General features: G+C 69.5%; 26 protein-coding genes. 8 read left to right on the forward strand and 18 right to left on the reverse strand.

The window, feature by feature from the left end:
- Positions 1-75: 75 nt before the first annotated feature.
- Entirely contained in the window at positions 76-270 is a 195-nt protein-coding gene (locus ASD66_RS06975) for a CsbD family protein (RefSeq protein ID WP_056684734.1), read from the reverse strand.
- A gap of 20 nt (positions 271-290) precedes the next feature.
- Positions 291-962 (reverse strand): MerR family transcriptional regulator, encoded by a 672-nt coding sequence (locus tag ASD66_RS06980; RefSeq protein ID WP_082599352.1) that lies wholly within the window; start codon positions 960-962, stop codon positions 291-293.
- A 66-nt stretch (positions 963-1,028) separates the two neighbouring features.
- On the opposite strand from ASD66_RS06980, the gene ASD66_RS06985 reads away from it, so the two are divergent.
- The gene (locus ASD66_RS06985) at positions 1,029-1,430 is read left to right on the forward strand and encodes a hypothetical protein (protein ID WP_056890397.1); all 402 of its coding nucleotides are present in this window, start codon (positions 1,029-1,031) and stop codon (positions 1,428-1,430) included.
- A gap of 69 nt (positions 1,431-1,499) precedes the next feature.
- On the opposite strand, the gene ASD66_RS06990 is transcribed toward ASD66_RS06985, so the two are convergent.
- The 7 genes from ASD66_RS06990 to ASD66_RS07020 all read right to left on the reverse strand — a co-directional run bounded on the left by ASD66_RS06990 (position 1,500) and on the right by ASD66_RS07020 (position 9,292).
- Entirely contained in the window at positions 1,500-1,688 is a 189-nt protein-coding gene (locus ASD66_RS06990) for a CsbD family protein (protein WP_056684726.1), read from the reverse strand.
- A gap of 209 nt (positions 1,689-1,897) precedes the next feature.
- Complete coding sequence (locus ASD66_RS06995; RefSeq protein ID WP_235529980.1) at positions 1,898-3,364, reverse strand: DEAD/DEAH box helicase; 1,467 nt, start codon at positions 3,362-3,364, stop codon at positions 1,898-1,900.
- A 309-nt stretch (positions 3,365-3,673) separates the two neighbouring features.
- Positions 3,674-5,113 carry a flavin-containing monooxygenase gene (locus ASD66_RS07000; protein ID WP_056684720.1) on the reverse strand — a complete coding sequence of 480 codons (1,440 nt, stop codon included), beginning with the start codon at positions 5,111-5,113 and terminating at the stop codon, positions 3,674-3,676.
- 68 nt (positions 5,114-5,181) lie between these two features.
- Complete coding sequence (locus ASD66_RS07005; RefSeq protein WP_056890400.1) at positions 5,182-6,060, reverse strand: hypothetical protein; 879 nt, start codon at positions 6,058-6,060, stop codon at positions 5,182-5,184.
- Positions 6,053-6,649: an RNA polymerase sigma factor gene (locus tag ASD66_RS07010; protein ID WP_235529981.1), complete on the reverse strand. Its 597-nt coding sequence runs from the start codon at positions 6,647-6,649 to the stop codon at positions 6,053-6,055. The genes ASD66_RS07005 and ASD66_RS07010 overlap by 8 nt, the downstream gene beginning before the upstream one ends.
- A 206-nt stretch (positions 6,650-6,855) precedes the next feature.
- On the reverse strand, positions 6,856-8,097 hold the full coding sequence (locus ASD66_RS07015) for a fatty acid desaturase family protein (protein WP_056890401.1): 1,242 nt from the start codon (positions 8,095-8,097) through the stop codon (positions 6,856-6,858).
- 70 nt (positions 8,098-8,167) lie between these two features.
- The gene (locus tag ASD66_RS07020) at positions 8,168-9,292 is read right to left on the reverse strand and encodes a ferredoxin reductase (RefSeq protein WP_056890402.1); all 1,125 of its coding nucleotides are present in this window, start codon (positions 9,290-9,292) and stop codon (positions 8,168-8,170) included.
- A gap of 95 nt (positions 9,293-9,387) precedes the next feature.
- On the opposite strand from ASD66_RS07020, the gene ASD66_RS07025 reads away from it, so the two are divergent.
- Positions 9,388-10,578 (forward strand): PucR family transcriptional regulator, encoded by a 1,191-nt coding sequence (locus ASD66_RS07025; protein ID WP_056890403.1) that lies wholly within the window; start codon positions 9,388-9,390, stop codon positions 10,576-10,578.
- A 186-nt stretch (positions 10,579-10,764) separates the two neighbouring features.
- On the opposite strand, the gene ASD66_RS07030 is transcribed toward ASD66_RS07025, so the two are convergent.
- The 4 genes from ASD66_RS07030 to ASD66_RS07045 form a co-directional block, all read right to left on the reverse strand.
- Positions 10,765-11,703 carry a cation diffusion facilitator family transporter gene (locus tag ASD66_RS07030; protein ID WP_056890404.1) on the reverse strand — a complete coding sequence of 313 codons (939 nt, stop codon included), beginning with the start codon at positions 11,701-11,703 and terminating at the stop codon, positions 10,765-10,767.
- 46 nt (positions 11,704-11,749) lie between these two features.
- On the reverse strand, positions 11,750-12,667 hold the full coding sequence (gene pssA, locus ASD66_RS07035; protein ID WP_056890405.1) for a CDP-diacylglycerol--serine O-phosphatidyltransferase: 918 nt from the start codon (positions 12,665-12,667) through the stop codon (positions 11,750-11,752).
- Positions 12,664-13,353: a phosphatidylserine decarboxylase gene (locus tag ASD66_RS07040; RefSeq protein WP_200949896.1), complete on the reverse strand. Its 690-nt coding sequence runs from the start codon at positions 13,351-13,353 to the stop codon at positions 12,664-12,666. Before ASD66_RS07040 ends, pssA begins: the two co-directional genes overlap by 4 nt.
- A gap of 79 nt (positions 13,354-13,432) precedes the next feature.
- Positions 13,433-14,614, reverse strand: coding sequence for an MFS transporter (locus ASD66_RS07045; RefSeq protein WP_056890406.1), 1,182 nt, complete (start codon positions 14,612-14,614; stop codon positions 13,433-13,435).
- A 101-nt stretch (positions 14,615-14,715) separates the two neighbouring features.
- Between ASD66_RS07045 and ASD66_RS07050 the strand changes: the two genes are divergently transcribed.
- A complete protein-coding gene (locus tag ASD66_RS07050) occupies positions 14,716-15,150 on the forward strand; it encodes a MarR family winged helix-turn-helix transcriptional regulator (RefSeq protein ID WP_056890594.1) in 435 nt (144 codons plus the stop codon).
- Positions 15,151-15,249: 99 nt separating this feature from the next.
- Here ASD66_RS07050 and ASD66_RS07055 read toward each other — a convergent pair whose 3' ends face one another.
- Together ASD66_RS07055 and ASD66_RS07060 are read right to left on the reverse strand one after the other, a co-directional pair.
- Positions 15,250-16,407: a CaiB/BaiF CoA transferase family protein gene (locus tag ASD66_RS07055; RefSeq protein ID WP_056685276.1), complete on the reverse strand. Its 1,158-nt coding sequence runs from the start codon at positions 16,405-16,407 to the stop codon at positions 15,250-15,252.
- Positions 16,408-16,455: 48 nt separating this feature from the next.
- The gene (locus ASD66_RS07060) at positions 16,456-16,920 is read right to left on the reverse strand and encodes a DUF4396 domain-containing protein (protein WP_056890407.1); all 465 of its coding nucleotides are present in this window, start codon (positions 16,918-16,920) and stop codon (positions 16,456-16,458) included.
- Between the two features lie 94 nt (positions 16,921-17,014).
- Between ASD66_RS07060 and ASD66_RS07065 the strand changes: the two genes are divergently transcribed.
- Together ASD66_RS07065 and ASD66_RS07070 are read left to right on the forward strand one after the other, a co-directional pair.
- Positions 17,015-17,557 (forward strand): PadR family transcriptional regulator, encoded by a 543-nt coding sequence (locus tag ASD66_RS07065; protein WP_056890595.1) that lies wholly within the window; start codon positions 17,015-17,017, stop codon positions 17,555-17,557.
- Positions 17,554-19,608 carry an NADPH-dependent 2,4-dienoyl-CoA reductase gene (locus ASD66_RS07070; RefSeq protein ID WP_056890408.1) on the forward strand — a complete coding sequence of 685 codons (2,055 nt, stop codon included), beginning with the start codon at positions 17,554-17,556 and terminating at the stop codon, positions 19,606-19,608. Before ASD66_RS07065 ends, ASD66_RS07070 begins: the two co-directional genes overlap by 4 nt.
- 62 nt (positions 19,609-19,670) lie before the next feature.
- Here ASD66_RS07070 and ASD66_RS07075 read toward each other — a convergent pair whose 3' ends face one another.
- Complete coding sequence (locus ASD66_RS07075; RefSeq protein WP_056890596.1) at positions 19,671-21,002, reverse strand: GH1 family beta-glucosidase; 1,332 nt, start codon at positions 21,000-21,002, stop codon at positions 19,671-19,673.
- Positions 21,003-21,026: 24 nt separating this feature from the next.
- Between ASD66_RS07075 and ASD66_RS07080 the strand changes: the two genes are divergently transcribed.
- From ASD66_RS07080 to ASD66_RS07090, 3 genes are all read left to right on the forward strand, one after another.
- The gene (locus tag ASD66_RS07080) at positions 21,027-21,710 is read left to right on the forward strand and encodes a pirin family protein (RefSeq protein ID WP_056890409.1); all 684 of its coding nucleotides are present in this window, start codon (positions 21,027-21,029) and stop codon (positions 21,708-21,710) included.
- 27 nt (positions 21,711-21,737) lie between these two features.
- A complete protein-coding gene (locus ASD66_RS07085; protein WP_056890410.1) occupies positions 21,738-22,466 on the forward strand; it encodes a DUF3592 domain-containing protein in 729 nt (242 codons plus the stop codon).
- 90 nt (positions 22,467-22,556) lie between these two features.
- Complete coding sequence (locus ASD66_RS07090) at positions 22,557-23,735, forward strand: hypothetical protein (protein ID WP_156388560.1); 1,179 nt, start codon at positions 22,557-22,559, stop codon at positions 23,733-23,735.
- A 33-nt stretch (positions 23,736-23,768) separates the two neighbouring features.
- On the opposite strand, the gene ASD66_RS07095 is transcribed toward ASD66_RS07090, so the two are convergent.
- Positions 23,769-24,662 (reverse strand): diacylglycerol/lipid kinase family protein, encoded by an 894-nt coding sequence (locus ASD66_RS07095; protein ID WP_056890412.1) that lies wholly within the window; start codon positions 24,660-24,662, stop codon positions 23,769-23,771.
- Positions 24,659-26,221 carry an FAD-binding oxidoreductase gene (locus tag ASD66_RS07100; RefSeq protein ID WP_056890413.1) on the reverse strand — a complete coding sequence of 521 codons (1,563 nt, stop codon included), beginning with the start codon at positions 26,219-26,221 and terminating at the stop codon, positions 24,659-24,661. Before ASD66_RS07100 ends, ASD66_RS07095 begins: the two co-directional genes overlap by 4 nt.
- Positions 26,222-26,227 lie beyond the last annotated feature (6 nt).

Genomic DNA, 26,227 nt, shown 5'->3' on the forward strand with positions numbered 1-26,227 from the left:
CGCAGCGCGCACCGCACACCACGAGAGCGCAGTGCGCGTTCCTCGGCCAACGAGAGCACGACGGACTGACCAAGGTCAGGACTTGAAGCCGTCCTTCACGTCGTCGATCGCGTCCTTTGCCTTCTCTCCGGCGTTCTTGAAACTCGCCTCGGCCTGGTCACCCTTGCCCTCGGCCTCGAGCTCTTCATCACCCTTGGCCTTGCCGGTGGATTCCTTCACCTTGCCCTTGGCATCCTGCATTGCGTTCTTGGCCTTGTCCGCGAGGCTCATCTGATGCTCCTTCTCAGTGGTCAGCGTCTCTTCCCGGTCACTGGCGCGGTACCCAGAGACGTGCGCGGCATGCGGGCGAAGCGCCGTGCCGAGAGGTCCTCGTGCGCCAGACGCCGCAGGGTCAGCAGGACGGGCTCGGCGAGCACAGTGCCGATCACGGCGTACGTCGCCGCGCCCTCGCGACTGACGTCGGACATGCTGGCGATCTCGTTCTTCGCGACGTCGGCGGCCGCGTCCGCATAGGCCGCCAGCGCCTCCGCGTCCAGCCCCTGGCCGGCGGCATCGAGCGCGTCGAGAGCAGCGGCCAGGGCCTCGGCATGCCTTCCACCGTTGGTGACCTTCCAGCGCCGGGACTTGATCATCCGCGCCACCAGCTCGCGCGACTCCTCGCTCGGCTGGCGGCTCGGGACCGGCGACAGCTCCTCGTGCGCACTGGCAAGTACGTCGTGCAGGTCGGCCTTGGTGTCGTCGACGGCGTCGATCACCGCACGCACCCGATCGAGGCCCATCCCCGCCACGTCGACCAGGGCACGGATCAGGCGGAGTCGCTCGACGTGGCGTTCGTCGTACACCGCTCGGGTGGCGCCGGTGGCCACGCCCGGAGGCAGCAGCTTCTCGCGCAGGTAGAACTTCACGGTCGGCACTGGCACGCCGCTGCGCTCGGAGAGCTCGGACATCCACATGGCAAACATCTTGACATTGGACAGCCACCTATCCAACTATTGGATAGTCCAGTATCCAAACGAGGAGAGGTCGCCATGTCCGACGAATCCCGCACCCTTGCCGGCATCCTGCTGCTCTCGCTGGTCACCGTCGAGACCGGCGGCGCCTACATGCTGGCGATCGTGCGCGGCAAGGTGCCGGCGACGCCGTTCCAGGAGAAGTTCGCCAGGGCCGGCCACGCGCATGCCGGCGTACTGCTGCTGCTCGGCCTTCTCTGCCAGCTCCTCGCCGACGCCACCACGCAGACCGGCTTCTTCGACTGGCTCTCGCGGGCCGGGGTGCCGATCGCGGCACTGCTGATGCCCGGCGGGTTCTTCTTCGCCTCGATGGGCAAGGGACGCACCGAGCCCAACGGTTTCATGGCCATGGTCGTCGTCGGCGCCGTCGTGCTGGCCGCGGGCCTGCTCAGCCTGGGCATCGGCCTGTTGACGGCCTAGAGAACGCAGGAACGTGTGGGTTCTGACTCATCTGGTGCGTCAGAACCCACACGTTGTCCGATCAACGGATCAGAACTTGTCCTTCAGGTCGTTGCCGAGGTCCTTGGCCTTCTCGCCGGCGTCCTTGACGCTGGCCTCGGCCTGGTCGGACTTGCCGTCGGCCTCGAGACTGTCGTTGCCGGTGACGTCTCCGACGGCTTCCTTCACCTTGCCGATTGCGTCTTCGGCTGCGTTCTTGGCCTTGTCGATGAAGCTCATGGCGTCGTGCTCCTTCTCGCTGGGTCAGTAGGTCGACTCCAGTCCAGCACGGTCACCCTGAGAGTCAAGGGACACCGAATGAACAACGTCCTGCGTCGTGGTTGGCCAAGCAACCGTGACGGCAGGACGTTGTCAATCAATTCAACTCGGCGTCCCGCGCAGCGACTGCCGGAGCAACCGTGACGCAGGACGTCGTGAAGGGTCTGAGGTCAGCGGCGACCGCTGCTGAAGGAGGCCGCGCTGTGCGAGCCGCCCCCAGCCGATGCGCCGCCGGACGCGCCACCGCTGCGACCACGCGAGCGGTTGCGGTTGCCGCCGCCGTTGCCGCCGCCGTTGCCCGAGGGCTTGCCGGCACCGGCACCACCGCTGCGCGCGGAGCTGCCGCGCGACGAGGAGCCGCCGCTGTTGCCGCCGGAACGCGCGCCACCGTTGGTCTTGGCGGCACCGCCGCGCGAACGACGCGGACGTCCGCCACCGGACTTGCCGCCCGAGCCCGAGCCGGAACCGGCCGAGCCCATGTTGTTGCCGCCGGACTCGATGACCAGGCCACCGGGCGTCAGGCGCTCACCGGGGGCGAGCTGCTCGAGGATCGGGTGGGCCGCACCGTTGAGGCGGGTCGTGGTCGGCTTGATGCCCGCGGCCCGGGTCAGTGCGCGCACGTCGCCGACCTGGTCGTCGGTCATCAACGTGATGACCGTGCCCTCGGCGCCGGCTCGCGCCGTACGGCCGGAGCGGTGCAGGTAGGCCTTGTGCTCGGCCGGCGGGTCCGCGTGCACGACGAGCGCGACGTCATCGACGTGGATGCCGCGGGCGGCGACGTCGGTGGCGACGAGCGTGGTGGCCTTGCCGGCGTGGAACGCATCCATGTTGCGGGTGCGCGCGTTCTGGCTGAGGTTGCCGTGCAGGTCGACCGTCGGGATGCCGTTCTTGTTGAGCTGACGGGCCAGCGCCTTGGCGCCGTGCTTGGTACGGGTGAAGATCACCGTGCGGCCGGGGGCACTGGCCAGGTCGGCGAGCACCGGCACGCGGTGTTCGCGGTTCAGGTGCAGCACGTGGTGGCTCATCTGCGAGACCGGCGACTGCGCCGAGTCGGCCTGGTGGGTCTTCGGGTTGTGCAGGAACTGCTTGACCAGCGTGTCGATCGCGTTGTCGAGCGTCGCGGAGAACAGCAGGCGCTGGCCGTTGGTCGGCGTCTGCTTGAGCAGGCGGCGTACGGCGGGCAGGAAGCCGAGGTCGGCCATGTGGTCGGCCTCGTCGAGGATGGTGACCTCGACGTCGCCGAGGGTGCAGTGACCCTGGGCGATGAGGTCCTCGAGACGACCCGGGCAGGCCAGCACGATGTCGACGCCGTTGCGCAGGCCCTGGACCTGCGGGTTCTGGCCGACACCACCGAAGACGGTCTGCGTGGACAGGCCGAAGACCTTGGCCAGCGGCTTGAGCGACTCGTTGATCTGGCCGACCAGCTCACGCGTGGGGGCCAGGATCAGCGCGCGGGGCGCCTTGGAGCGGGGCTTGCGGTTGGACGCGGCGAGGCGCGCCACCAGCGGCAGCGCGAACGCGAACGTCTTGCCGGAGCCGGTGCGGCCACGGCCGAGGACGTCGCGGCCGGCCAGCGAGTCAGGAAGCGTGGCGGCCTGGATGGGAGTGGGGACGGTGATGCCGAGATCGTTGAGCACGGCCACGAGATTCGCGGAAACGCCGAGATCGCCGAAAGAGGGCACAGTTGAAGCAGTAGACAAGAGAAGTAGTCGCTATCCGTTGGTGTGTCTCACCAAACAGTCACGAACCCCGAGGTTCGGAAGGCAGCGCATGAAAGGCGAATCCCACTGGAGGGCTCCGCGCGCCGGCGACCCGAGGCAAGACTCAACGGGTTGCTATTTACAAGGATAGGGCACACAAGCCCCATTGGTGGCATCCAGTGACCAGTCACACAGCGTTGATCAGACAGAACGTTGATCAGACTCAGGCTGATCGGCTGCACAGGGTCAGCGGAACTGCAGGACCCCGTCGTCGAGGTCGGTCCTGCGGATCGTGCGGACGTCGTGGAACCAGCTCTGCTTCAGCTTCCACGGCTCGACGTCGCCCTGCTTGGGCAGCTCGTCGAGCGAGCGCAGCACGTAGCCGGCCTCGAAGTCCATGAACGGCTCTTCCCCGACACCCGCCTGGCGCACGGGTACGACGGTGCGCGCGCCGACCTCGGTCATGTGTTGGAGCAGCCGGCAGACGAACTCGGCGACCAGGTCGGCCTTGAGCGTCCACGACGCGTTCGTGTAGCCGACCGTGTAGGCGAAGTTGGGCAGGTCGCTGAGCATCAGCCCGCGGTAGGCCATCGTCGAGGGCGCGTCGAGCTTCTCGCCGTCGACGGTCACCTCGACACCGCCGAACAGGCGCAGGTTGAGGCCGGTCGCGGTGATGATGATGTCGGCCTCGAGCTCCGCACCCGAACCCAGACGCAGGCCGGTCTCGGTGAACGTGTCGATGGTGTCGGTGACGACCTCCGCCTTGCCGTGGCGGATGGCACGGAACAGGTCGCCGTTCGGCACCAGGCACAGGCGTTGGTCCCAGGGGCCGTACGTCGGCTTGAAGTGGACGTCGACCGGATAGCCCTCTGGCAGCTGCTTCTGGTTCAGCCGGCGGATGAGTCGGCGTACGAGCCTGGGCTGCTTCTGGCTGACGTTGTAGAGCGCACTGGCCTGCGCGATGTTCTTGATCCGGGTGACGTTGTACGCCGCCTGCCGGGGCAGCACCTTGCGCAGTCCGAGCGCGAGCGGGTCGCGGGCCGGCAGCGAGAGGATGTACGTCGGCGAGCGCTGCAGCATGGTGATCTTGGCGGCGTCGTCCGCCATCGCCGGGACCAGCGTCACCGCGGTCGCTCCGGAGCCGATCACGACGACCTTCTTCCCGGCGTACGTCAGGTCCGCCGGCCAGTGCTGCGGGTGCACGATCTCGCCACGGAAGCGCTCGCGGCCCGTGAACTCGGGCGTGTAGCCCTCGTCGTAGTTGTAGTAGCCGGTGCACGACCAGAGGAATGACGCGGTGTAGGTCTTCGACTCGTCGCCCTCGTCGACGGCCACCCGCCAGGTCGCCGACTCGGAGTCCCAGTCGGCCGAGGTGACGTGCTGGTCGTAGCGGATCCGCTCGTCGACTCCGTACTCCCGCGCGGTCTCGCGGACGTAGTCGAGGATCGAGGCGCCGTCGGCCAGTGCCTTGTCGCCCAGCCACGGCTTGAACCGGTAGCCGAGCGTGTACATGTCGGAGTCGGACCGCACGCCCGGGTAGCGGAAGAGGTCCCACGTGCCACCGCTGGACGGCCGCCGCTCGAGGACCAGGTAGGTCTTGTCGGGTTGGCGCGTGGCCAGGGTGGCGGCGGCGCCGATCCCCGAGAGACCGGCACCGATGATGAGGACGTCGACGTGTTCGCTCACCCGAGCGAGGCTACTGAATGTCATTCAATTAGGGAAGGTCAATGGCAGAAGGGTCGACTCGCGACCGCTCAGCAACCGTGGTTGATCTGGGCACAGGTGTCCTGGCCCCACTGCAGGTCGTACGACGCAGTCGTGCCGTCGTCGAAGGTCACCCGGACCCGCACTGGCTCGGTCTCGGCCGTCTGGTCCACCAACGGACCGCTCGTGGCCACGTAGGTCATCAGCCACATGTCCTTGCCGATCACCGCGTCCTGCGTGTGGCCGTCGGGGAACGTGTAGCTGATCGACGCGACGTCGGGCAGCGTCGGCCCGCCGGCGACGTACTGCCCCACCAGGTGGTCGTCCATGGAGTAGTTCTGGCTGAGCGCGTAGGTCTGCTTCGACCAGACGTCGTTGGTCGAACGGTTGCCGATCAGGGTCGGCACACCCCCGTCGGAGGTGGCAGCCCAGTCGTCGCAGATCACCCAGGTCGCCCCGTCGGTCCACAGCTGTGCCGTGCCCTCGTCGTACGTCGTGCTTCCGGCGAGCCGCGCGGCCGAGAGGAGGTTGCCGACCTCGTCCGCACAGGGGACGGGCGGCTCCATTCGCATTTCGTTCTCGGGGATCTTCTCCGTGGTCGAACCTTCACCGGGCATCGTCGACACCGGCGGGTCCGGCGCCTTCACCGTCGGGTCCGGGTCGCTGGCCGTGCCGGACCCTGCGGGCGCGATCTCGCCGGAGCGGTCCCGGCCGTCGTCGTCGCCGTTCAGGAACAGGCCGGCCCCCAACGCGGCGATGCCGACCATGGCGGCCGCGGCGACGGTCGGCACGAGCCACGCGTGCCGCGGCCGGTCGGCGTCGGAGCGGCCGATCGCCTCGGTCAGCTCGGCACGCATGCGCGCCTTCGACTGCTCGTCGAGCGGACGCTCGGGAGGCAGTTGGTCGTCAGTCGGGTTGTGGTCAGTCATGGTCGTTCTCCCCTTCGGAGACTGCTGCGTGGAGCCGCCGCCTCGCCCGCGAGAGACGCGAGCGCACGGTTCCGACGGGTATGCCGAGTGCCGCCGCTGCCTGCTCGTAGGTCAGCTCGGACCACACGACCAGGGAGAAGATCTCCTGGTCGCGGCGCGGCAGGCCCTCATGAGCGGTCAGCAGTGCAGCCATCCGGCGTTCGTCGTCCAGGCGGCCGATGACCGCCTCGGCATGGTCAGGAGAGTCGGCATCGACGGGCAGACGTCGTACGGCGGCGAGGTGCCGGCGTTGCTTGCGATTGAGGTTGCGGCACACGTTGGTGGCGATGCCGTAGAGCCACGGCAGCGCCGACGAGTCGTGCAACATCACGCGTTCACGCCCGCGCCAGGCCTCGAGAAAGACCGTGGAGGTCGCGTCCTGTGCGGCATCCCACGACGCCGTACGACGGAAGCAGTGGTTGTAGATGCGGTCGGCGTACCTGTCGAACAGGATGCCGAGCGCGGATCCTTCACCGTTGCGCAGGCCATCGACCAGCTCATTGTCGCTGAGCTCAGCCATGTCGATGCCCCCGAAGATGCTTGTCACCATGCCCTGTTTGTGTCCGCAGGTGGACAAGAGTTCCAACGATTCTGCGGCCGCAGGGGCGAGGGCGGCAACCAGCGTTCACTTGAACAGGCAGTTCGGACCCCTGAGCCGTTCGCTGAGCGCGGAAGGTCAAGGTCGAGCGACGAACTGTCTGCTCAAATGAACCGGACCGCCTGCAGAACAGGCGGTCCGGGTTGAGGCAGGGTGGATCAAGCGGCAGCTTCGGCCAGCTTCTTGTTCTCGGCACGGCGCTGCACGGCGTCGTACGCCCGTCGCACCTTCGGCCCACCGGTGGTGAGCTTGTAGAGCAGGGCGAACTGCTGGGGCGCGTTCTTCACGTTGGTCTGCTCGAGCCAGCCGTTCGGCAGCGAGAGCCGGACGATCTTGTGCCACGCGCTGCCGACCTGGCGGGGCAGCGACGCCGAGTGGTAGTTGAGCTCGTACTTCTCGAAGAGCGCCTGCACCCTGGGCGCGACCTCGGAGTACCGGTTGCTGGGCAGGTCCGGGAAGAGGTGGTGCTCGATCTGGAAGCTCAGGTTGCCGGTCATCAGGTGCATCGGCTTCGAGCCGGAGATGTTGGCCGAACCGAGCATCTGGCGGACGTACCACTGGCCGCGGGTCTCGTTGGCGGGGATCGACTTCTTCTCGAACGTCTCTACGCCTTCGGGGAAGTGGCCGCACATGATCACCGAGTGCGTCCACAGGTTGCGGACCAGGTTCGCGGTGAAGTTCGCGGCGAGGGTCGGCAGGAACGAGCCGGTCGGGATCGACAGCGCCGGGTGGACCACGTAGTCCTTGGTGGCCTGGCGGCGGATCTTCTTCAGCGTGTTCTTCGCGTTGCGCTTGAAGGCGTCGCTGCGCTTCTCCTTGGGAATGCGCAGGTTCTTGCCGAGCTCGAGGTCGTACGCCGCGATGCCGTACTCGAAGAAGCAGGCGTTGATGAAGTTCCACACCGGCTGGCCGAGCAGGAACGGCGACCAGCGCTGGTCCTCGTCGACCCGCATGATGCCGTAGCCGAGGTCGTTGTCCTTGCCGACGATGTTCGTGTAGGTGTGGTGCACCTGGTTGTGCGAGTGCTTCCAGCCCTCCGCGGTGGAGGCGTTGTCCCACTCCCACGTGGTCGAGTGGATCTTCGGGTCACGCATCCAGTCCCACTGGCCGTGCATGACGTTGTGCCCGATCTCCATGTTCTCGAGGATCTTGGCGACGCTCAGGCCGACCGTGCCCGCGATCCAGGCGGGCGGGAAGATGCTGGCCAGCAGCACCGCACGCGAGCCGAGCTCGAGCTTGCGCTGCACGTCGACGACCTTGCGGATGTAGGCGGCGTCGCTGGCGCCGCGGGAGTCGATGATGTCCTGGCGGATCGCGTCGAGCTCGATGCCGATCTGCTCGATGTCTTCGGGCGTCAGGTGCGCCGTCGGGTTCTCGGGCTTCTTCGTGATGACAGTCATGGTGATGTCTCCTTCTCCGCTGATCGAGGAGGTCGCTCTGCGACCGTCTCGAGATCGAGGACAGTTGAAGTCAGTGGTCGATGTGGCACGGCCCGGCGGCCGCGCTGATGCAGGTCTGGATCGGTACGCCACCGTTGTCGGTCTCGCCCGGGGTGGCAGTGGTGATCGCGCCGTTGCGCAGGTCGCGGACGGCGCCTTCACGCATCGGCAGCACGCAGCCCATGCAGATCCCCATGCGGCAACCGCTGGGCATCAGGACGCCGGCCTGCTCGGCCGCGTCGAGGATCGTGGTCGCACCGTCGAGCTCGAGGCTCACGCCCGACTTCTCCAAGGTGACCGTGCCGCCCTCGCCCGCGGCGATGACGACCGGGCGGAACTGCTCGGTGAACAGCTCGAGCCGGGCGGCCTCGTGGTGCTTCGCGAGCGCGTCGAGAAGACCACCGGGGCCACAGGCGTACGTCGTACGCTCGGCCAGGTCGGGGACGAGGTCGGAGAGCGTGTTGATGTCGAGCACGCCGTGCACGTCGTCGTACCGGTCGACCAGGTTGATCGCGCCGGCCTCGTGCAGCTCGTGCAGGTTGTCGATGAAGATCGACTCGGGCCGGCTCGGGGCGACGTGGACGACCGTGATGTCCAGCGCCTTGCTGCGGTCGAGCCGCAGGACGCCGGAGTCCGTGGCCGGGAAGAGGTTGCGAAGCATGCCGACGACCGGGGTGACCCCGGAGCCGGCGGTGACGAAGAGCAGCTTGCCCGGCTTCGACGCGAGCACGAAGTCGCCGGTCGCCTGCTCGAGGTGGACCAGCGTGCCAGCCTCGGCGCGGTGGACGAGGTGGTTGCTGACCTTGCCGTCGGGGACGGCCTTGACGGTGATCGAGATGTTGCCGTCGGCGCGCGGGCCGTGGGTCAACGAGTAGGCGCGCCATTCACGGACGCCGTCGACGTCGATGCCGATCCGGAGGTACTGGCCGGGCACGTGGCCTGCCCAGTCTGCCCCGGGGCGGATCACGATCGTCGCGGCATCCGCGGTCTCCGGGTGCACCGAGACGATGCGGCCCCGGAGGTCCGCCCCACTGCGCAAGGGGGCGAACAGGTCGAGGTAGTCGGCCGGCAGCAGCGGCGTGGTCGCTGCCTCCACGACCCTGACCAGTCGGTCACGGAGTCGTGTCGAGCTGCCAGCACCATCAAGAAGGACCATGTGACCATCGTGCCCGCCTCCACGTGTGAAGTCCTGACCCTCCCTGCGTGAATCTGGAGTAGTCTTTTGTTCGCAGCGAGTGAAAGAAGGCGTCCATGAGCGAGCCACGCAGTGCCCGTCTGGGCGGACTGCGCCTGCCGGACCCGGTGATCGCCGCCATGCGTGGCGAGCTGGCCGGCTGTGCCGAGCGCGTGGTCAGTTCGGTGATCCGCGAGGTGCCGAGCTACTCCGAGCCGTTCCGCGGCCGCATGGGGCGCAACATCGAGACCGCCGTGACGATGGCGCTGAGCGGCTTCCTCGACATGACCGCCACGCCCGCCGGGGCAGGTCCGGGCAGCCGGGTCGAGTCGGTCTTCGAGGCGGCGTACGCCCTGGGTCGCGGCGAGGCGCGCAGCGGGCGCAGCATGGACGCCCTTGCTGCGGCGTACCGCGTGGGCGCCCGCACCGCCTGGCACGACCTGAGCAGCAGCGCCGTCGAGGCGGGGCTGCCCGCCGCTGAGCTGGCCCGCTTCGCGGAGCTGGTCTTCGACTACATCGACGAGCTGTCGGCGGTCAGCGTCTCCGGTCACGCGGACGAGCTGGCCACGTCGGGTCGTGTCCGCGAGCGGCATCTGGAACGACTGGCCGCCGGACTCCTGGCCGACCTCGGCACCGATGACGCGCTGGCCCTGGCCGAGCGCGCCGACTGGGAGCCACCCACCACGCTGACCGCGGTGATCACGCCGGAGTCGACGCTGGGCACCCTGCGGACGCTCATCGATCCCCGCTCGTTGATCGCCGGCACGGAGGCGCCCGGCCTCGACGAGCACCCCGACATGACCGCGATCCTGGTCGCCGACCTCGACTCCCGGGGCCGCCGCGAGCTGGTTCGCCGCATCGGCGACCGCACCGCAGCGATCGGACCCAGCCGGCAGTGGATCGACGCCAAGGGCTCCTACGTGCGCGCCCTGCGCACGCTCGGGCTCGGCCTGGGCGGTGAGGAGTCGTCCGTCGACACCGACGACCACCTGGTGCCGCTGGTGACCACCGCCGACGGCTCCGCCCTGGCCGACCTGCGGGCCCGTGTGCTCGCACCGATGGACGGCCTGCGCCCCTCGACGGTCGCCAAGCTCACCGAGACCCTGCGCGCCTGGCTGCTCCACCAGGGCCGGCGCGACGACATCGCCGCCGCACTCTTCGTGCACCCGCAGACCGTGCGCTACCGCGTCGGCCGGCTGCGCGAGCTGTACGGCGACCGCCTGGCCGACCCGCAGTTCGTGCTCGAGGCGACGATCGCCCTGGCCTGACTTCGACCCGGGCACCCGCGCGTACCGCCGAACGGGCACAACGCCGCACTTTCCCCCACATTTGAGCCGAATCGGGCCGTTGCGCCCGTTCTTCGGTACGACGGCGGGTGGGTCAGAGGGGTGGGACGGCGGGTGGGTCAGAGGGGTGGGACGGCGGGTAGGTCAGAACGTGGGACGGCAGGCGGGTCAGAGCGTGGGCTCGGTGGGGATCGAGAGCGTCAGGATGGCGTCCTCGATCATCTCCTCCTGCTCGAGAGACGCCTCGAGCCCGCGCAACCGGATGGCCAGCTCGCCCTCGCGGTCGTCGCCGGTGAGGTCGACGGCGGCCACGATGAAGAAACGGTGCGGGCCGACGTACTCGACGTGGAGGTAGCTGACCCGGTGGATCTCCGGGCGCGCCTTCAGGGTGGCCAGCACCCGGCCCTCGAGCTGCGGCGAGATCTCCTCCCCGAGCAGGTAGTCCATGTTGCGCCGCATCAGGAACACCGCCACGAAGCCCAGCAGCAGGCCCACGGCGATCGAGCCCAGGGCGTCGAAGATCGCGTTGCCGGTCAGCTGGTGCAGCGCGATGCCGGTGGCCGCGAGGACCAGACCGATGATGGCGGCCGAGTCCTCCATGAAGACCGCGCGCAGGGTCGAGTCGGAGGTGCGGTCGACGAACTTGAGGGGCCGCATGCCGAAGGAGCGCGCCTGGCCGACCACCTGGCGGGTGGCCTGGGTCAGCGAGATGCCCTCGAGCACGAACGCGATGCCGAGCACGACGTAGTTGATCAGGTAGTCGGGATCCTCGGACTCCCCGGTCAGCTCGGTGAGCCCGTGCCAGACCGAGACCACCGCACCGGCCGCGAACAGGCCGAACGCGGCCACCAGCGACCAGACGTACGTCGCCCGGCCGTAGCCGCGGGGGTGGCTCTCGTCGCGGGCCCGCCCACCCGACCGCTCGGCGAAGAGCAGGAAGACCTCGTTGCCGGTGTCGGCCCACGAGTGTGCCGCCTCGGCCACCATCGAGGCCGACCCGGTGACCGCGGCGGCCACGGACTTCGCCGTCGCCACGAGGGCATTGGCGACCAGCGCCACCAGCACGGTCACGAGGGACGCACTGCCCTCCTGCTTCGCGTCGGCCATGCACCAGTTCTATCGCAGGACGGCGACCGGGAGGGTCCGGCGCGGTTCAGACCTCGTCGCCGACGGCGTCCTCGTCGCCGGCCAACGGCAGGAAGACCGACTGCTGGCGGGTGCGGGGCGGGGCCACCGAGTCCGCACCGAAGATGCGTGCCCGGAGCGGGGCGGTGAGCACGCCGAGGGGCGCGGTCGCGACGTACAGGTAGGCCACCGTGACACCCGTGGTGGCCGGGGCCAGCGCCAGTCCGGCGGCCACGACGAGTACGGCGACCGTGGTGCACACGCGGGTCTGCGTGGTGCGGGGCGTGACCAGGTCGCGGAAGGAGCGGAACCGGACCGTCGAGACCATCAGCAGGGCGGGCACGAGGCTGATCGCGACCGGCACCAGGATGGCCGGGCCGACCCGGAAGTCGGGGCCGGCGACGTCGGGGTTGTCCATCGCGAACACCGTGGCCATCACGACCGCGGCGGCGGCCGGCGAGGGCAGGCCGATGAAGTAGCGCTTGTCGTCGGTCGGGTCGATGGTGAAGTTGAAGCGCGCCAGCCGGAAGCCGGCGCAGGCGAGCCAGAAGAACGCCGCCAGCCAGGCGATCACCGGCCACTCGGGCAGCACCCAGGTGTAGACCAGCACGGCCGGCGCGAGGCCGAACGAGACCAGGTCGGCCAGCGAGTCGAGCTGGACTCCGAACGGCGAGGTGGCGCCCACCAGCCGGGCGACCGCACCGTCGGCGATGTCCATCACGATGGCGACCGCGATCAGGATCGCGGCGAGCTGGAAGTGCCCGGAGGTGGCCAGCAGGACCGACGAGAACCCACAGCCCATGTTGGCCGTCGTGAAGAGGCTCGGCGAGGTGACCCGCAACTGCTCGCGGGCGCTGAGCTGGCGAAGCGAGACGACCTCGGCGCCGGAGTGGGACTCGAGTCGCCAGCGCCGAAGCAGCCGGCGTCGCAGTGAGCTGTCCGTCATCGGGCGGCTCCGGGCCAGGTGGCCAGGACCGTCTCCCCGGCGACCGTGCGGTCGCCCTCCTTGACGTGCAGCTCGACGCCGGGCGGCAGGAAGACGTCCATCCGGGAGCCGAACTTCATCAGGCCGATGCGCGCGCCGGTGCCCACCTCGTCGCCGGCCTTGACCCGGGTGACCACGCGTCGCGCGACCAGTCCGACGATCTGACGGAAGACGTAGGTGCGCTGCTCGCCGCGAACCGTGCGGTTCATGACGATGTCGCTGCGCTCGTTCTCGAACGCCGACTCGAACTTGTAGGCGGCCAGCCACTTCCCGGGCCGGTAGGTCACCGACTCCACCACGCCGGCGTACGGCGCCCGGTTGATGTGCACGTCGAAGAGCGACAGGAAGATGCTGATCTGCTGCCAGTCCCCCTGCGCCGGATCCCTGGGAGGTGCCACGCCGGGCTGGGCCGGGCCGGCGTGCATGACCTTGCCGTCGGCGGGGGCGACGACGGTGTCCTCGTCGACGTCGGCCAGGTCGGCTGCGCGCTCGGGGTCACGGAAGAACGCCACCAGCCCGACCGGCAGCGCGAGCAGGCCGGCGGCCAGCTTCGGGTGGCCGGTCAGCAGCGCGAGGCCGCTGGGGATGGTGCCGATCGCGGCCGGGAGAGCGGCCTCGCGGTCGATGGCGGTGCCCAAGATGTTCACGAATCTCCGTCGGATTGCGGTCAGTGCTGCGGCACAACCTAACCCGAATCGGACAGATCACCCTCCCCGTCGCGTCGCTTCAGGCACTCACGAGCGCCTCGGTGTCATGAACCTCACGGGCCGCGATTGCCTCCGCCAGGGCGAGTACGACGAGCGCGGCGAGGGCCAGCCCGGCACCGACCCACAGGGGTGAGGTGTAGCCCAGGCCGGCGGTGATCGCGAGACCGCCCAGCCATGCGCCGATGGCGTTGCCGAGGTTGAAGGCGCCGATGTTGGCACCCGAGGCGAGGGTCGGCGCCTGTCCCGCGTGGTCCATGACCCGCATCTGGAGTCCGGGCACGGTGGCGAACCCGAAGGCACCCATGAGGAAGAGGGCGACGACGGTGAGTGCCTTGCTCTCCGCGGTGAGCGCGAAGAGGACCATGACGACGACCAGCCCGGCCAGCACCACGAACAAGGTGCGCGCGACGGCCCTGTTGGCCGCCCGGCCGCCGAAGAGGTTGCCCACGAACAGCCCGACACCGAAGAGGACGAGCAGCCACGGGATCCACGAGTCGGCGAAGCCGCTGACCCCGGTGAGTGTGTAGGCGATGTAGGTGAACGCCCCGAACATGCCGCCGAAGCCGAGCACGGTGACCGCCAGCGACAACCAGACCTGGCCGCTGGTGAACGCCCCCAGCTCCTGCCTCAGGCGAGGTGGCGCGTCGGCACCGGCGACCTTGCCGGGCACCAGCAAGGCGATGGCGACGAACGAGACCATGCCGATCGCGGTGATCGCCCAGAACGTCGAGCGCCAGCCCGCGGCCTGGCCGAGCAGGGTGCCGGCCGGCACGCCGAGCACGTTGGCGCTGGTCAGTCCGGCGAACATCAACGCGATGGCACCGGCCTTCTTCTCCGGCGCGACCAGGGAGGCGGCCACCACGGAGCCGATGCCGAAGAAGGCACCGTGGCACAGGGCGGCGATGATGCGGCCGACCAGCATCGCGTCGTACGACGTGGCCAGCGCGGAGACCAGGTTGCCGACGATGAACAGCACCATCAGGCCGAGCAGCACCTGCTTGCGCGGCAGGCGTACGACGGCCGCGGTCAGCAGGATCGCGCCGACCGCGACGCTGAGCGCATAGCCGGAGATCAGCCAGCCGGCAGTGGCCTCGCTGACCGCGAAGTCGGCTGCCACCTCGGGCAGCAGGCCGGCGATCACGAACTCGGTGAGTCCGATGCCGAAGCCGCCCACGGCGAGGGCCAGCAGTCCGGGTTTCATGGAAGCTCCTTTGCGTGTGCAATATGCCGCGTGTGCAACGTTCTCGCTCGAGATTAGTTGCACGCGCTGGTTATTGCAAAACGGGCGCTATGATGGTGCGCATGGGAATCAGCGACGAGGCGGTCCAGGTGCGAGCCCAGGGCTGGCGCCGACTCGCCGCGCTGCACCAGATGATCGAGGCGCGGCTCGAGCAGGCACTCTCAAGTGGTCACGGCCTCTCGGTCGTCGAGTTCACCGTGATGGACGCGCTGTCCCGCCAGGACGGCTGGCACATGCGCATGGCCCAGCTGGCCCGCGCTGCCGCACTCTCCCCGAGCGCGACCACGCGCCTGGTCAACCGACTGGAGGACCGCGGGTTGCTGACCCGCATCCTCTGCGCCGACGACCGGCGCGGCATCTACACCGAGCTCACTGCCTCAGGACGCAAGGCACTGGCCAAGGCCCGCCCCGACCACGACCGGGCACTGGAGGACGCGCTGGCCGAGGCCGGCGCCACCCCTGAAGTCGCCTCGCTGGCCGACTTCCTGACCGCCTGACCGGGACTCGGAAGTCAAGGCCCCGAGAGTGACCTTCGTGTCGTCCAACGGCCCGACTCACGACACGAACTTCACTCTCGGCACTGCGAACGGTCCGACTCAGGCCTGGACTGCGGAGCCACCCTCGAGCAACGCGTCGACGTCGTCGATGCCCCATGCCGCAAGGGCCTCACGGGTGTGCGCGCCGGGGCCGGGCGCGGGCGGCGACGACAGGGTCGCCTCGGTGCGCGAGAACCGTGGGGCCGGTGCCGGCTGGGTCAGGCCCTCGTGCTCGACGAAGACGCCACGGGCCTTCATGTGCGGGTGCTCGATCGCCTCACTGATCGGGATGATCCCGGCCACGCAGGCGTCGGTTCCCTCGAACACCTCGACCCACTCGGCCTGGGTGCGGGTCGCGAAACGCTCGGCGATCAACGCCTTCAGTGTGGAGTAGTTGGCCGCGTCGTAGCGGTCGGGCGCGATGTCCTTGATCTCCAGCAGCTCCACGAACAGGTCGTAGAACTGCGGCTCCAGCGGACCGACCGACATGTGCTTGCCGTCCGAGGTCTCGTAGACGTCGTAGTACGGCGTGCCGCCGTCGAGCAGGTTCGAGGCGCGCTCCTCATGGAAGCCGCCGCCGGCCAGGAAGGCCGCGGTCATCGCGTTCAGGTGGGCGGTGCCGTCGACGATCGCCGCGTCGACGACCTGGCCCTGTCCGCTGGTGCGCGACTCGAGCAGCGCGGCGAGGATGCCCATCACGAGGTACGTCGACCCACCGCCGAAGTCGCCGACCAGGTTGGCCGGGAACGACGGCCGCGCCTTGTCCTGGCCGAGCCCGTGCAGGGTGCCGGTGATCGCGATGTAGTTCATGTCGTGCCCGGCGACCTGGGCGAACGGGCCGGTCTGGCCCCAGCCCGTCATCCGGCCGTAGACCAGCTTCGGGTTGCGGGCCAGGCACTCGTCGGGACCGAGGCCCATCCGCTCGGTGACGCCGGGACGCATGCCCTCGACCAGCACGTCGGCCCCCTCGACCAGCTTCAGCACCGTCTCGACGGCAGCCGGGTCCTTGAGGTTGAGCGCGACACTCGGACGACCGCGGTTGAGCAGGTCGTGCGATCCGCCGGTGAGCATCTGACCACGCGGTCGCTCGATGCGGATGACGTCGGCACCGAGGTCGGCCAGGATCATGCAGGCGTGCGGGCTGGGCCCGATGCCGGCGATCTCGACGACCTTCACTCCACGCAGCGGACCAGTGCCCTGACCGAGTTCGATAGTCATGCCGCCGATCATGACAGATCCACTGTCACGATCGGCGGCCGGAATCACTCAGTGGGCGTGCTCGTCGGCGCCACCGTGATGCATCTCGTGGACCACGGCGTGGCCCAGGCCCCGACTCATCAGCCAGCGGTTCACCGGCACCGTGAGCACGAAGGCCAGGGCCAGTGAGAACGCGAGGGCGGTCCAGAAGAGCCAGGCGCCGAGGCCGGCGTCCATCGCACCGGGCACGGTGACCATCACGGTGTTGTCGATGATCTCCATGACCAGGATCGAGACGGTGTCGGCGGCCAGCGCCGTACGCACCGCCGAGCGGACGTCGAGACCGGCACGGCGCACGCCGACGAAGGTGAGCAGGTAGCCGAAGAAGAAGGCCAGCGCGACCGCGAGGACGACGCTCGGCCCCGCGCTCCAGCCCCACCAGGTGGCCAGCACCATGCCCAGGACCTCACCGATCGCACAGCCGGTGAGGCAGTGGAGGGTGGCCGACATTGCCATGCGCCAGGACGTGTTCATGATCAGGACGCTATACCCCTAGGGGGTATAGCGCAAGGTGACCCCCGCCACGCAGGCTTGCAACTAGTTGCATAGGTGTCGCAGGATGGTCGGCATGGCCCTCGAACACGCGCTCCTCGTCTCCCTGAGCGAGCGCGCGGCCTCAGGCAGCGAGCTGACCCGGCGCTTCGACAAGTCGATCGGCTACTTCTGGACCGCCAGCCACCAGCAGATCTACCGCGTTCTGGGCCGCATGGAGAAGGACGGCTGGGTCACCTCCACCGTCGTCGCCCAACAGGGCCGCCCCGACAAGAAGGTGTACGACGTCACCGAGCCGGGTCGCCTCGAGCTCGAGCGCTGGCTGGCCGAACCGACGTCGGGTGATCCGCTGCGCTCCGACCTGATGGTGAAGATGCGCGGGGCGTCGTACGGCGACCGCGCGGCGATCCTCGACCAGGCCCGGGAGAAGCTCGACGACCACCGGAAGAAGCTCTCGCTCTACCACCATCTCGAAGCCCGCGACTTCCCGGACCCGTCCGGACTCTCCGGCCATGACCTCGACGTCTTCCTCGTGCTCCGCGGCGGCGTACGCCTCGAGGAGTTCTGGATCGACTGGCTGACCGAATACATCGACGCCCACACGAAAGCTGAGCGATGAACAACTACCCCCACCTCCTCGAGCCGATCACGATCGGGTCGACCACGCTGCGCAACCGTGTCGTGATGGGCTCGATGCACACCGGTCTGGAAGACGCCTTCTGGAACCTGCCCAAGCTTGCGGCGTACTTCGCCGAACGCGCCAAGGGCGGTGCCGGGCTGATCATCACCGGCGGCTACTCCCCCAACTTCCGCGGCCAGCTCAAGCCGCTCGGCTCGACGATGTCGAACAGCCTGCACGCGGCGCGGCACCGCCAGGTCACCGACGCGGTGCACGAGCACGACGGCAAGATCGCGCTGCAGATCCTGCACGCGGGGCGCTACGGCTACACGCCGTACAGCGTCTCGGCCTCGAGCCGGAATTCGCCGATCACCCCGTTCAAGCCCACCGCGCTGTCGACGCGGGGCGTCGACCGCACCGCCACCGACTTCGCCAAGGCCGCGCGCCTGGCCCAGCGGGCGGGGTACGACGGCATCGAGATCATGGGCTCCGAGGGCTACCTGATCAACCAGTTCCTCGCGGCGCGCACCAACGACCGCACCGACAGGTGGGGCGGCTCGGCCGAGAAGCGGATGCGCTTCCCGCTCGAGATCGTCCGTCGCACCCGCGAGCTGGTCGGCCGCGACTTCATGATCGGCTACCGCATCTCGCTGCTCGACCTGGTCGAGGGCGGGCAGACCTGGGACGAGACCGTCGAGCTCGCCCAGGGTCTCGAGGAGGCCGGCGTCGACCTGCTCAACACCGGCATCGGCTGGCACGAGGCACGGGTGCCCACGATCATCACGCAGGTGCCGCCGGGCGCGTGGCGCGACTACACCGCGCGCCTGCGGCCCGAGGTCGGCATCGCGGTCTGCGCCTCCAACCGGATCAACACCCCCGAGATCGGCGAGTCGATCATCGCCGAGGGCGGTGCCGACCTGGTCTCGATGGCGCGCCCGTTCCTGGCCGACCCCGAGCTGGTGAACAAGGCCGCCGCCGGTCGCGCCGACGAGATCAACACCTGCATCGCCTGCAACCAGGCCTGCCTCGACCACGTCTTCGCCAACAAGATGAGCTCGTGCCTGGTCAACCCGCGTGCCTGCCGCGAGACCACCCTGGTGCTCAGCCCGACGCGTACGACGCAGAAGGTGGCCGTCGTCGGCGCCGGACCGGCCGGCCTCTCCGCAGCGGTCTCCGCGGCCGAGCGCGGTCTCGCCGTCACACTGTTCGAGAAGTCCGACCGCCTCGGCGGCCAGTTCCGCCTCGCGATGGAGGTCCCCGGCAAGGAGGACTTCCGCGAGACGCTGCGGTTCTACACCCGCCGCCTCGAGGTGCTCGGTGTCGACGTGCGCCTCTCGACCGAGGCCACCCCTGACGCCCTGGCCGGCTTCGACGAGGTCGTCGTCGCCACGGGTGTGACGCCGCGGGTGCCTGCGTTCCCGGGCGTCGATCACGCCAAGGTCGTGCGCTACGACGAGGTGCTCAACGGGTCGGTGACCGTCGGCCGCCGGGTCGCGGTGATCGGTGCCGGCGGCATCGGCGTCGACGTCAGCCACTTCCTGACCCACGACTCCGGCGACGACCTCGACGACTGGATGGCGCACTGGGGCGTCGGCGACCCGGCCATCCACCGTGGCGGCCTGACCGAGAAGAAGCCGCGCACCGCTCCCCGCGAGGTGTGGCTGCTCCAGCGCAAGACGACCTCGATCGGCAAGGGCCTGGCCAAGACGTCCGGCTGGGCGCACCGCGCCGTGCTCAAGGACTCCGGCGTGCACATGGTGCCGGGCACCTCCTACGACAAGGTCGACGACGCCGGACTGCACATCACGGTCACCTCGGCGTCCGGCGAGACCAGCCAGCAGGTGCTCGACGTCGACCACGTCGTGCTCTGCGCGGGACAGGAGTCGGTGCGCGGGTTGTACGACGAGTTGAGTGCTGAACTGGCGGTTGGGGCAACCACTTCAGCACTCAACCCCAGCGGCGTACACCTGATCGGCGGGGCCGACGTTGCCGCCGAGCTCGACGCGAAGCGCGCGATCGAGCAGGGCACCCGCACCGCCGCAGCCCTCTGACGACGGCCCACTCGTCATCGTGTGGGTTCTGACTCACCTGGTGCGTCAGGACCCACACACAATCAGCGGTCCTGCCCCGCCGCCGCGATGTAGGCGCGGTACCAGTCGTAGGACTTCTTGGGCGTGCGCTGTTGGGTGTCGTAGTCGACGTGCACCAGGCCGAAGCGCTGGGTGTAGCCCTCGCTCCACTCGAAGTTGTCGATGATCGACCAGGTGAAGTAGCCGCGCACGTCGACACCTTCGGCGATCGCGTCGGCCACCGCGCGCAGGTGTGAGTCGAGGTAGTCGATGCGGGCCCGGTCGTCGACGACGCCGGTCTCGTCGGGGCCCAGGTTGTAGGCACAGCCGGACTCGGTGATGACCACGGGCGGCAGGTCGGTGTATCGCCGGTGCAGGGTCACCAGCTGCTCGCGCAGGCCGTCGGGCACGACCGGCCAGCCGAAGTCGGTGGTCGGGTAGCCCTCGATGTCGCGGTACTCGAACGGCAACTCCGCACCCTCGGCGGCGGCCGCCACCAGGTAGGGGTTGTAGTAGTTGACGCCGTAGAAGTCGAGGGGCTGGTTGATCGTCGCGAGGTCCCCCTCCCGGGCCAGCGGCTCCATCAGCGGAGCGAGGTCCTCGGGCCACTCGCCGAGCAGCATCGGGTCGGCGAAGAGGTTGTTCCACAGGTCGTCGAAGAGCCCGGTCGCGGCGAGGTCGCCGTCGCCGTCACTGGCCGGCCACATCGGGGCGTGGTTGTTGGCGCAGCCGATCTCGCCGACCCCGGCCCCGCGCAGCGCCTGCGTGCCGAGCCCGTGCGCCAGCAGCAAGTGGTGGCAGGCGGGCAGCGCGTCGAACATCAGCGTCTTGCCCGGAGCGTGCATCCCGAGCGCGTAGCCCATGAGGCTCGCCACATTGGGCTCGTTGACAGGCACCCACTGACGCACCCGGTCGCCGAATCGCTCGCCGCAGATCGCGGCGTACTCGGAGAAGCGCTCGGCAGTCGCCCGGTTCAGCCAGCCGCCATCGTCCTCGAGAGCCTGGGGCAGGTCCCAGTGGTAGAGCGTGACCATCGGGTCGATGCCGGCACCGAGCAGCTCGTCGAGCAGGCGGTCGTAGAACGCGATGCCCTCGGCGTTCGGCGCCCCGGTGCCGGTGGGCTGGATCCGCGGCCAGGCGATCGAGAGCCGGTAGCCGTCGACGCCCAGCCCCTTGAGCAGCGCGACCTCCTCGGCGTACCGGTGGTAGTGGTCGCAGGCCTCCGCTCCACTCGACCCGTCGACGATCCGGCTCGGCTCGGCGCAGAAGGTGTCCCAGATGCTGCGGCCCCTGCCGCCCTCGGCGACCGCGCCCTCGATCTGGTAGGCCGCGGTGCTGGCGCCAAAACTGAATCCGGGCGGAAGGTCGATGCTCACCTCGATCAACCTAGTCTCTGAGGCATGGAAATCCACCGGGCCGGCGCGCGTTTCGTCACCGACGCCGACGGACGGGTGACCCGCCACTCGCTGTCGTTCGGGTCGCACTACGACCCCGACAACCTGCGCTTCGGCCTGCTGGTCTGCCACAACGACGACCTGGTGCAGCCGGGTGGCGGCTATCCCGACCACCCGCACCGCGACCTCGAGATCGTCACCTGGGTGCTGGACGGCGCGCTCCGCCACGCGGACTCGTCCGGCACGTCCGGCGTGATCGAGCCCGGTCGGGTGCAGGTGATGTCGGCCGGCGACGGTGTCGTGCACTCCGAGACCGTGGACGTGGCCAGCGGCCCGACCAGGTTCATCCAGACCTGGGTGCTGCCCGACGAGACCGGCGGCCCGACCCGCTACGACTCGGCACCAGTGGAGCCCGAGGCCGCGTGGCAGCCGGTCGTGTCGGGGTCACGACCCGACGCGATCACCCGGATCGGCGCCTCCGGAGCGACGTTGTACGCCGCACGCCTGGCCCCCGGCGAACGCGTCGACCTGCCAGACGCCCCACTCGGACACCTCTTCGTGACCACCGGATCGGCGACCCTCGACGACGTGGCGCTCGGCGAGGCCGACGCCGTACGACTGAGGGACGAGGGCGGCACGGTCACCGCCACTGCACCCACGGAACTGTTGCTTTGGAATTTCGGCGGTTGAGCGCGGGGTTCCTGTTGAATGTCGCGCATGAGCACGATCGATCCCATTGCCGCGCGCCGGGCCAAGGCCGAGCGTGCCCCGGGTGCCCTGCGCGTCGGCCTGAACCTGGTCGTCCTCGTCATCGGCGGCTACCTGACCGGCGTCGGCTGGACGGAGATGTCCGCCGACGTCACTGAGTCGCCGCCCAGCACCGTCACCATGGCCGCCGTCCCGGTCGGCATGACCCTGACGGTCATCGGCCTGATCGCATGGGGTCCCCTGCTGTTGCGCTCCTCGAAGCTCGGCATCGCCCAGGGCCTCGCCGCGGCCGCGTCGGGAGGCGGCCTCGGCACCTGGACGACGGCACGCGAGATCGAGAGCCGGGTCGCGGAGCGAGTCGGTCTGGGCTTGCTGGTGCTCGCGGCCGCGCTGCTGCTGCTCAGCCTGTTCGCCTACCGCCGCCGGATCGCGCGAGCCCGGCTGGCAGAGGAGCTGATGAAGACCGGAACCCGCACCCTGGCCACCGTGTCCGACAAGGGATACACAGCGTCCAGCGAGGGCTCGAGCGTCTTCACCACCGTCACCTTCACCTTCCACGACGCGCACGGCGTGCAGCGGTGGGTGCAGCGGCCGATGATGGTGCGCAGAGCCGCTCCGATCACCGACGGCCAGACCACCGATCTCTGGTACGACGCACAGGACCCGGGCAACGACAAGCACATCGTCGTCGCCCTGGCCCTGGAGTCCATGCGGATCAAGCCCCCCACCCCGAGCTGAGGATCTCGCTCACACCGGAGGCCACGGCCCGGCTCGGATACGGTGACCGGACCCCCGCAGACACGTCGCGTGACATTTGAGGTGCAGCAAATGAGCCCCGACGCTCCCCCGGCCGACCCTGGACTTCGCCTGCCCCGAGGCAGCCGGGTCATCCACATCGGCCCGCCCAAGACCGGATCCACGGCGTTGCAGCACGCCCTCCACGCCTCACGTGATGCCCTCACGGATCACGGAGTGGTCTACGCAGGCGACGACGTACGTCCACGACGGGCGGGCTGGGCCTTGATGGGAGCCGCGCCACGCGGGCGGACGATGCCCCCGCCGAGCGCCTGGACCGACCTCGTCGACGAGGTCGGCGCGGCCGGCGACTCGACGGTGCTGGTCAGCAACGAGGACTTCGGGCGAGCCAACGACCACCAGGCCGGACGCATCGTGCGCGAGCTCGGCCAGGGCAGGCCGCACGTGCTGATGGTGGCTCGTCGCTACGACCGGCTGCTGCCGTCGTACTGGCAGGAGCTGGTCAAGGGCGGCGAGCAGATGGCCTACCACGAGTGGCTTCGTGTGGTGCTGCAGCCGACGGGCGGGCCACGGCACCGCCGCATCTGGCTTCCCCAGAGCACCCCGTCGGTCGTCGAGCGTTGGGCGGGGCACGCCGGACTGGACAACGTCACGGTGATCGTCGCGGACGAGGCCCGCAACCGGATGGCGCCCGATGCCTTCGAGCAGCTCCTCGGGCTTCCGACCGGGCTGCTCGACCTCTCCGCCGAGCACTCGAACCGATCCCTGACGCTGCCGGAGGCCGAGCTGGTCCGGCGTATCAACCACGTCTTCGCGGACGGGGGCTGGTCCGGCGAGCTCTACCACCAGGTGGTGCAGAACGGCGTCGTCCTGCGCATGCGCCGGGCCGCGCCCGCTCCCACGGACGCGAGGGTTCCGGGCATTCCCGCGTGGGCGGTCGAGCGCATCGCCGAGCTGAACCGCCAACGCGTCGAGGGTCTCCAGGCCCTGGGCGTCCGGGTGATCGGCGACCTCGACCTGCTCGACCGGGTCGAGGTCGACGAGGGCACCGACCCGGAGCCGTCGACGATCTCGCTCGACGCCGCCGCCCAGGCCGTCGAGGGCGCGATCAGGATGGCCCTGCGCCGCGAGCGGAAGACGGCCAGGCAGCACGCCAAGGCGCTGCGCCGCGCTGCTCGGGGGCGGGGCGTCGAAAGCCGGCCGTTCACCGTCCGGGTCCGCGGCCGCCTTGCACGCCTGCGCGACCGATGAGCGTCGCGAACCCGGACGGGTGAGTTTCGCCAGTCAGCGCAGGATGTTGACCGCGCCGGGAAGCACCTCGATGCGCACCGGCGCGTCACCGAGCATGCCGAGGGGCTCGCCGTCGCCGCCCATCACCACACCGGGACGCGACGTCAGGGTGATCGCCCTGCCACGGAAGACATGCACCTGGTCGAGGTCGATGTGCCGGCCGTCGTACACCTTGGGGAACGAGCGGATCATGTCGAACCGGCCGGCCGCCTCGATCACGATGACGTCGAGCTCACCGTCGTCGACGGATGCCGACGGGGCGATGTGCATGCCCTTGCCGTAGTAGCCGGAGTTGGCCACCACGACCGTGGCCGCGGCGAAGTCGTTGCTGTCGCCGTCGACGTCGACCGTGTACGACGCCGCGTTGAAGGTGGCCAGTGCCCGCACCGTGGCGGCGGGGTACTGCAGCTTCTTGGGCAGCCACTGCATCCTGTTGACCAGGTCGGCGGTCTTCGCGTCGACTCCGGCGTAGACGGAGCCGGCCACGTCGTGGCTGGTGCCGTCGGGCAGCGTCGCGCGCACCAAGTCGGTAGGGGTCGGCACGGAGTCGAGCAGGATCCTGGCCACGGCGTCGGGCTCATCGGGCAGCTCGAGCATGCGGGCGAAGTCGTTGCCGCGTCCTGCCGGCACGATGCCGAGGGTGCCCCCGAGTCGCGACACCTCGCCGGCGATCGAGGAGAGCATGCCGTCGCCACCGACCGAGACGACCACGTCGCCGCGCTCGACAGCACCGGAGACCAGGTCGTGGGTCGCCCTGGGGCCCGGTGAGTAGGTCACGTCGACCGCTGCTCCGGCGTCGCGGAGCAGCCTGGCGACGGGTACGACGGCGCCGGGGGCCGCACCGCCGCCGGAGGACGGGTTGACCAGGAACGAGAAGGAGCGCGTCACGGGATCAGCACCCCCGGGTTGAGCACGTCGGTCGGGTCGAGGTCGGCCTTGACCGCGCGAAGGATGCGGACACCGACCTCGCCGATCTCCTGGGCGAGCCAGGGCTTGTGGTCGGTGCCGACCGCGTGGTGGTGGGTGATCGTGGCGCCGGCGTCGACCATGGCCTGGCTGGCCTTCGCCTTGGCGGCGAGCCACTGCTCGAGGGGCGCGTCGGCCTGGGGCGCGGCCACGGTGAAGTAGAGCGAGCAACCGGTCTCGTAGACGTGCGAGATGTGGCAGAGCACCAGGGTCTTCTCACCCAGCGCCTCGGTGAGTGCGCTCGTGACGGCCTTGTAGAGCCGGTCACGGTTCGACCAGAACGTGGCGGTCTCGAGGGTCTCGACGAGTACGCCGACGTCGAGGAGCGAGTCGCGCAGGTAGGGGGCGTGGAAGCGTCCCTCCGCCCAGGCGGCACCACGGTCCTCACCCAGCGGAGTGCCACCGAGCTCTTCGAGGGCCGCGCCGACGAGGGCCTGGCGAGCGGCCACCGAGGCCCCTTCGTGGCCGACGATCATCAGGCAGCCGCCGGTGGACTCGCCGCCGACGTCGGAGTGCGAGGCCAGGTTGAGGGCGGTCTCGTTCTCGTCGGAGAGCCGCAGCACCGTGGGCATGAGGCCGTTCTGGGCGAGGTGGCGCATGGCGTCGGCACCCGCGGTGAACGAGGGGAAGTTCCACGCCTCGTAGACCTTCTCGACGGGCAGCTTCTTCACCCGGACACGAACCGACGTGATGATGCCGAAGGCACCCTCGGAGCCCAGCACGAGCTGGCGCAGGTCGGGGCCGGCGGCGTTGGCCGGCGAGCTGCCGACCTCGAGCGTGCCCTGGGGCGTGGCCAGGGTCAGGCCCATCACCATCGCGTCGAAACGGCCGTAGCCGGCGCTCGACTGGCCGCTGGACCGGGTGGCCGCGAAACCACCGATCGAGGCGAACTCGAAGGACTGCGGGAAGTGACCGAGCATCAGGCCCTCGGCCGCGAGGAGCTCCTCGGCCTCCGGTCCACGCAGGCCCGGCTCGAGCACGACCGTCATCGACTCCTTGTCGACCTCGCGCAACGCCTTCATGCGGATCAGGTCGACCGAGACGACGCCGGCGTAGCCCTCGCGTCGGGCGACCAGGCCACCGGTGACCGACGTACCGCCGCCGAAGGGGACGATCGCAATGTGATGGCGCACGGCGAGCGCGATCAGTGCGACGACGTCGTCGTGGGTGCCGGGGCGGGCCACCACGTCGGGCGCGTCGGTGAGATCACCGGAGCGGGCGCGCAGCAGGTCGGGGGTCGACTTGCCACGGGTGCGGAGTCGGCGGTGCTCGTCGTCGGTGAGCACGTGGTCGTCACCGAGCAGGGCACGCAGCTCGGCGAGGACGTCGTCGGCCAGCCCGACGGGCGGCATCGAGACCTCCTCGACTGCCGGGGTCTCGCGGACTCCGAGGGCCAGTTCGACCAGCCCTCGCGTGGACTCGGGCAGGGCGGTGGTCTCGGCCGGGTTGCCCCAGCGGGAGGGGTGCATCTCTGTGGTCATGTGTTA

The sequence above is a fragment of the Nocardioides sp. Root151 genome, assembly GCF_001427925.1.
Lineage (GTDB): Bacteria > Actinomycetota > Actinomycetes > Propionibacteriales > Nocardioidaceae > Nocardioides.